The organism is Frankia tisae, assembly GCF_025403405.1.
Taxonomy (GTDB): domain Bacteria; phylum Actinomycetota; class Actinomycetes; order Frankiales; family Frankiaceae; genus Frankia; species Frankia tisai.
This window is the reverse complement of record NZ_JANEZT010000042.1, coordinates 21178-27416: the sequence shown is the minus strand read 5'-3', so window position 1 is coordinate 27416 and position 6239 is coordinate 21178. Positions and strand designations below refer to the sequence as shown.

The following is a 6239-nucleotide window of genomic DNA, read 5'->3' as shown; positions in this document are numbered from 1 at the left end:
GGTCGGCGGCGGGCATGGCGTCCTCCGTGCTCACATGGTCGGGTCAGCAGGCACCCTACGGCATCGGAGTATTACCCTACGTATCTACGTGCCGACCGGTTCGACCGGGCCGACCGGGCCGTGTGGTCTGCGGGAACTATCCCGACCGGCATGGCGAAGGCCCCGGTCCAGCCTGGGCGGGCTATCGGCGGATCACTGGTGCGCGTCGGCGTCGAGCACCGTGGGACCGCCCACCTCGATGCCATCGATGACGAACCCGCGAGTGCCGGTCACGACCGGCGGGGCGCCGCCGTCGGCCTGCCACCTGTTGCGCAGGAAGTAATGCCAGGTTGGAGTCTGCGCGGGGGCGGGTCTCTCCCACCGGGCGGCTTCCGCACGACCTCGCTGATAGGTGATTTTGGTAGTCATCCGGAGCTCTGGGTCGGGCTGTCCGCCCACGGCCGGGCCGCCGTTGGTCAGGTATGCCGCATACGACGGTAGCGCCGGCAGCTGGCGGTCGTCGTCCTCTCGACCGGCGACACCGTTCGTCCGATCGGTCCTGCCGACGGGCAGTTGCCTCTCGCGCCGCGGCCCCGTGCCGAGACGCGCCTGCCCCGTCGAGCCGGTGCTGGGCAGACCGGAGGCCAACACGCCGTACCGGCCCCCGCGGCCAGTCGGCGTGTTCATCTCGGCCAGCCCCGGCGCCGCCTGCGGACCGCTGCCTGGACCCGTGACGACCGCCGTCTCACCGGAGTCCTCGCGCAGGCCGAAGCGGTCGTGCAGACGTCGCAGCGGCGCCGGGGCCCACCAGTTGTACTTGCCGGCCAAGGCCATGAACGCCGGCACAAGAATCGCCCGTACGACGGTTACGTCGAGTGTGATCGCAATGGTCAGGCCCACCCCGACAAGTTTGATCATGCTGATGTGGGAGGTGGACAAGGCAACCATGACCACCACAAGGGCAAGCGCCACGCTGGTGATCAGCGGCCCCGTCACTCCCAGCCCGATGGCCACGGATTCCTTGTTGTCACCGGTGCGCTGATATTCCTCGCGGATCCGGGCGAGCAGGAAGATCTCGTAGTCCATACTCAGCCCGAACGCGATGAAGAACATCAGCACCGGACTCGTCATCTCGAGCGTTCCCGAGACCTGGAAGTCCCCGACCAGGCCGTGCAGGTGGCCCTCCTGGAAGACGAAGACGAGCAGACCGATCGTCGCGGCGAGGTTGAGCGTGTTCAGGAACATCGCCTTGAGGGGGAGCAGCACGCTTCCGGTGAACAGGAACAACAGGATGAAGGTGGCGGTCAGCACAATTGCGAAGGCAGGTGGGAGGCTACGCAGGATGGTGCGCGAGGTGTCCAGAAAATGGGGGGCGAGACCACCCATGCGGACATCGAACGGCGCCGGGGTCGCTTTCAGCTCCCGGACCAGGTCCTTCGCCTGCTCGGACACCGGCGAGGTGTCGCCCTGCCAGACCGACAGCCAGGCGCCGCCATGGGTGCCCACGAATCCGGTCGGCGCCTTCGGTACCTCACCGATCCGCTTTCCCTGCGTGAAGCTGCCGGTCACGGTGTCGATGCGGGCAATGCCCGGAAGCGCGGACAACCGAGTCGCATAGTCGCTCAGTTTGGCGGCGTTGACCGGGTCGCGCGCGTCCACCCCTGGCACGACGATGGGAATCTGGCAGGGCAGGCAGACGATGAAATCGTCACGCATCGCGTCGTTCACGATATGGGATTCCGCGGCGGCCGGCAGCACCGTGTCGTCGGCCAGCGCCAGATTGAGGTGTTGAAGCGGCGCGGCGCAGATCAGCAGGACGGCGACGGCCGCGCCACCGTACAGTAGCGGCCGCCGCATGACCCGGCGGGCCAGCGCCGTCCAGCCGCGCCCGGCGGCGGAGACCTCACGCGAGCGATGCCCACCCGCGCGACGGGCACCGGCCGGCTGGCGCCCCCCGCCACCTCGCCACCGGGACAGCGCAGCACGGATATCCCCACGATCGAGCCGGTCCCCCAGGGCCATCAGCGCCGCGGGGAGCACGAGCAGCGCCGCGATCTCCGAGGTCACGACGACGATGATGCCGGCGAAGGCGAACGAGCGAAGGTAGTAGAGCGGGAAGACGAGCGCGGCCGTCAGCGACAGCGCGACGGTCACCCCGGAGAAGAAGACCGTCCGCCCGGCCGTCTCCAGCGTCCGACGTAGCGCCGCGCCCGGGAACAACCCACGGTCCTGCTCCTCCCGGAACCGTCGGAGAATGAACAGACTGTAGTCAACCGCGAGGCCGAAACCCAGCGCAGTGGTCAGGTTCACCGAAAAGACGGAGACGTCGGTGAGTGTCGCGGCCAGCCGCAGCAGCGCCAGGCTTGTCACCACCGACACCACGCCGACCAGCACTGGTAGAAGGGCGGCCGCCACCGTCCCGAAAGCGAAGAGCAGAACGAGGAAGACCAGCGGGGCGGCGGTCATCTCCCCGCGTTCAAGGTCAACCCGACTGCGTTCGGTCACGTCGCGCATGACCGCGGGGGCGCCGCCGAAGCGGACCTGCACGCCCGGCCCCACGTGGGAGTAGCGCTTGTGCAGCGTGCCGAGCCGATCCTGGATGTGATCCTCGGATCCGGTGAGCCGGAACACGATGAGCGCCGAGTGGCCGTCCTTCGCACGCAGCAGCGGATTGCCGGCCTGGGAGCCGTTCAGCCAGTACGACAGGACGGAGGTCACCCCGGACTCTGCCGCCAGCTGCCTGGTGAGCTCGCGGCCGAGATGCAGCGGCGTCGGGCCGTCGATCCCCTCATCCGAGGTGAGCATGACGGCGACGTTCGGCGGTGCGTCGGGAAATTCGGCGTCGAGTAGCTGCTCAGCCTGGGTCGACGCGTCCCCCGGCGCGTAGAAGCCGCCGGTGGCGAGCTGATGGTAGATCCCGGCGTTCCACGGCAGCAGCACCACCACAAGCAGGCAGGCGGCCGCGAGCAGTCGGCCACGGTGCAGCACCGCCACGTCCGCCGCCACCGTGAACAGGGAACGCGGCGGCGCCGGGACGCCGGCCATGGAGGCCACCGAGGCCATAACCCGGCGCGACACTCGTGGTGGGCTGGCGCCACCGGTTCCTGTTTCCGCAGGTAGATGGCCCACCCATTCGTCTTCCTCGTCGCGTTCGCGTGGCAGCGCGGCATACGCCACCCGATCAGTTCGGGATTCGCGTTCCTGCGCCGAATCGGCGAACGACGGCATGACGCTCCCTTCGAGGATCCCCCGCAACGGTGGATCTCCCGGCAGCCCGGTGATCGCACGACGGCGCCGAGATGGCCGCAGGGTCGGACGTGCAGCACGGCGAGGACGTCCCGGGTCGCTACCTCAAAACTAGACCTCCCCGCGGTCGTCGATTCCGAAATACCCCCGTATGGGGGTAGGGAAAAGTGTGGTCGCCGACGTGGCGGCATTCAGTGCCCGGAATCCCGGGCGATGGTCGAGCGGATCGCGTGAGGGGGATCGGCTCCGGCGGCGTACCACTGATGGGAGGGAATGCCGGGGGGCCAATCTCGAAGGTGGTACGGCAATGCCACAGGTTCAGACCTTGGTTGGACAGGTCGACACCGCGGTTCCGCAACTCGTGCCCGCACAGCGCGGCAGCACGATCGCGGCCTCGGTGACACACCGGGCCGACGCCTGGTCGAGAATCTCGTACGTCTGCATGAAGAAGGTACTGAGTCCGATATGCCAGGCTTTCTGGCATCCACTGGTCGAAGGTCTCGAGAACATTCCGACTGATGGTCCTGCCATTATAGCCAGCAACCATCTCTCGGCGCTCGACGCGGCGTTCCTCGCAGTGGCATCCGACCGGCGGATCACCTTCCTGGCGAAGAGCGAGTACTTCACCACGCCGGGCCTGAAAGGCATGGCCGGGAAGATGTTCGTCGCCGCGACCGGCCAGATCTCCGTGGACCGCAATAACCGCCGTAAGGCAACCGCTGCGCTGCAGGCCGGCGCGGGTGTGCTGAGCCGGGGCGGCCTGCTGGCGATCTTTCCGGAGGGGACCCGATCGCCGGACGGTCGGCTGTACCGCGGCAAGCACGGCGTGGCGCGGCTGGCACTGGAGACCGGCGTGCCCGTCATCCCGGTGGGGCTGGTCGGCACCTTCCAGGTCCTACCGATGGACCGGCGGCTACCCCGCTCCGGCCGCGTCCAGATGCGGTTCGGCCAGCCGCTGACCTTCCCGCGCATGACCGACGGACGCACCGCACTGGCGCAGCGGGCGGCAACCGAGCAGATCATGAAGTCCATCCAGGAACTGTCCGGGCAGCGCCAGGCGGACATCTACGCCGAGCGCTTCAAGGCCTCCTTGGGACTTGTCAGCCGATGACCATCCGATGATCGGCTGACAACAGGACGTCCATTCCGCCGCATCTCCCTGGTCGGTGCGGCGGATGGACGAAGCGGGGCCGGTGCGGCGGAGCGGGCCGCACCGGCCCCGCGCATGCCCGCGTGAAACCTCGCGGACGGACGCCGACGCTACGGGTTCCGTCCAGCCACTTCAACGGACCGACGGACGGTCGCCGACGCCGCCGGTCGGCAACCAACACCGGGCAGCCCGGCCCCACGAGCTCGATCCGCCGGGGACCTCCAGGTTCAGCCACAGATGGATGCACCGGGGACGGTCTCGACCGCGGCCGGTCCGGTCCCGACTGTTCGGGCACCATCGGGCCGCGCACGTGAGAGCAGTCCGATTCAGGCGTCGATGCCGGGACCACAGGTCACGCGTCTGTCGGACCGGTCGGCCCGTCGTTCCCAGGTCTGCGGATCCCTCCGGCGCCACCGACGGTCTCGGGACGTCAGGGAGGGCGGCCACGCTGATCAACCTGGCGGCGGCCGGCCGATCGCCGGCTCGTGCCGTTCGGCCCGGTCCGCCGGGCCTGCCATCAGGACTGCCCAGGTGGAGCCGGCAGGCCTGAGGGGACCACGACATCCCGCCCGGCGACAGGCCTGGGCAGACGGCGGTTATTCCGGTCCATGGTCTGGACCGGGGAATCACTGGTTTCGGCGCACCACCGTGGCCCCCGTACCCGGCGCACGACCGTCGACGCATCCTGCGCCGGCGGATCCGGTGGGGCCGGATCCGCCGGTGCAGGATGAGGCGCGACCCCGAGCGGGAGCCAGGCCGACTTCACAGCAATGGTGCCAGGATGCGTGCCGCATCCTGGCGGGCGGCTTCGCCGGACCGGCGGCCCTCCCGGACGGAGCCCGGGAGCGGCCACCGGGTCAGGGAAGCATGCCCAGCTGGCGAGCGGCATGCACAGCGGCGGTCCGGTTACGGACCCCGAGCTTGCGCATGATGCTGCGCAGATACGCCTTCACCGTCTCCGGTGAAACAGTCAGGCGCCGCGCGGTCTCGACATTGGACAGGCCGAGTGCGACCTGCGCCAGTACCTCGAGCTCACGCGGGGTCAGCGCCAACCGGCCGCCGACCTTCGCCTCCTGATCAAGCAGACCGCGCAGCAGCTCCGATACGCCCCCGATCCGGCCACGTAGCAACGGGTCGGACACATGTTCGGTGACCTCCTGAAGCTCCCGGTAGGCCAGCCGCAGACTCTCCTGTGGCTGGCCGGGCGAACGCGGCAGAGGCACGGCGCCCACCGCTCTGGTAGGCGACGCGCGGTGCCCTGGAGGCACCACCGCCGACAGCGGCTCCGTACGCGTGGCGACTGCGCCCAGCTCGCGTTCCATCAGTCGAGCCGTGGCGATGGCCGCATGAATAGCGGCCTCGGTGAACGGCACCTCGGTTCGCATGGCTCCGTACAGCACGGCGACCACCACGCTGTCCATGCAGACCGGCACCGCGAGAATCGCTCCCAACTCACTGCTGTCGATCGTTGGCGCAGTGGAGCGAAGAACTCTTCTCGCTGCAGCCGGGTCGTTGATGACGACCGGGCGGCTATGCCGCACCACCTGCCCGCCGATTCCCGTCCCGGGTGGAACGGAGTGACCGAGCAGTCCGCTCGGCACGGGTCCGTCCACGTTGGTGACGGTCAAACGACCGGAATGTGGTGTGACTATTCCACCGAATGTGAGATGGGCTCCCGATGAAGCGCGCAGCCGGGCGATCGCCCGCGGCAGGACTATCTGCACGCGACTGGGGGCCGACACGTCCACTGTCACGAGCGTCCCCTTCCCCGACCTGTAGAAGACGTTGAGAATCGTAGCATCCGTTTTACGATAAGCACAAATAAGTGCACAAACGGCATGACGCCGAATGTTGTCCGAGAGTC

The 6239-nt window shown here is 68.6% G+C and carries 3 protein-coding genes; 1 reads left to right on the top strand and 2 read right to left on the bottom strand.

Translation table 11 applies throughout. From position 1 onward, the window contains the following. Positions 1 to 192 precede the first annotated feature (192 nt). Positions 193 to 3024: an MMPL family transporter gene (locus NBZ85_RS06600; protein ID WP_261554464.1), complete on the bottom strand. Its 2832-nt coding sequence runs from the start codon at positions 3022 to 3024 to the stop codon at positions 193 to 195. Positions 3025 to 3394: 370 nt separating this feature from the next. Here NBZ85_RS06600 and NBZ85_RS06595 point away from each other — a divergent pair, with 370 nt between their 5' ends. Further along, positions 3395 to 4336 carry a lysophospholipid acyltransferase family protein gene (locus NBZ85_RS06595; protein WP_261554465.1) on the top strand — a complete coding sequence of 314 codons (942 nt, stop codon included), beginning with the start codon at positions 3395 to 3397 and terminating at the stop codon, positions 4334 to 4336. An 896-nt stretch (positions 4337 to 5232) separates the two neighbouring features. On the opposite strand, the gene NBZ85_RS06590 is transcribed toward NBZ85_RS06595, so the two are convergent. Then, a complete protein-coding gene (locus NBZ85_RS06590) occupies positions 5233 to 6129 on the bottom strand; it encodes a helix-turn-helix transcriptional regulator (RefSeq protein WP_261564974.1) in 897 nt (298 codons plus the stop codon). Between the last annotated feature and the right edge of the window lie 110 nt (positions 6130 to 6239).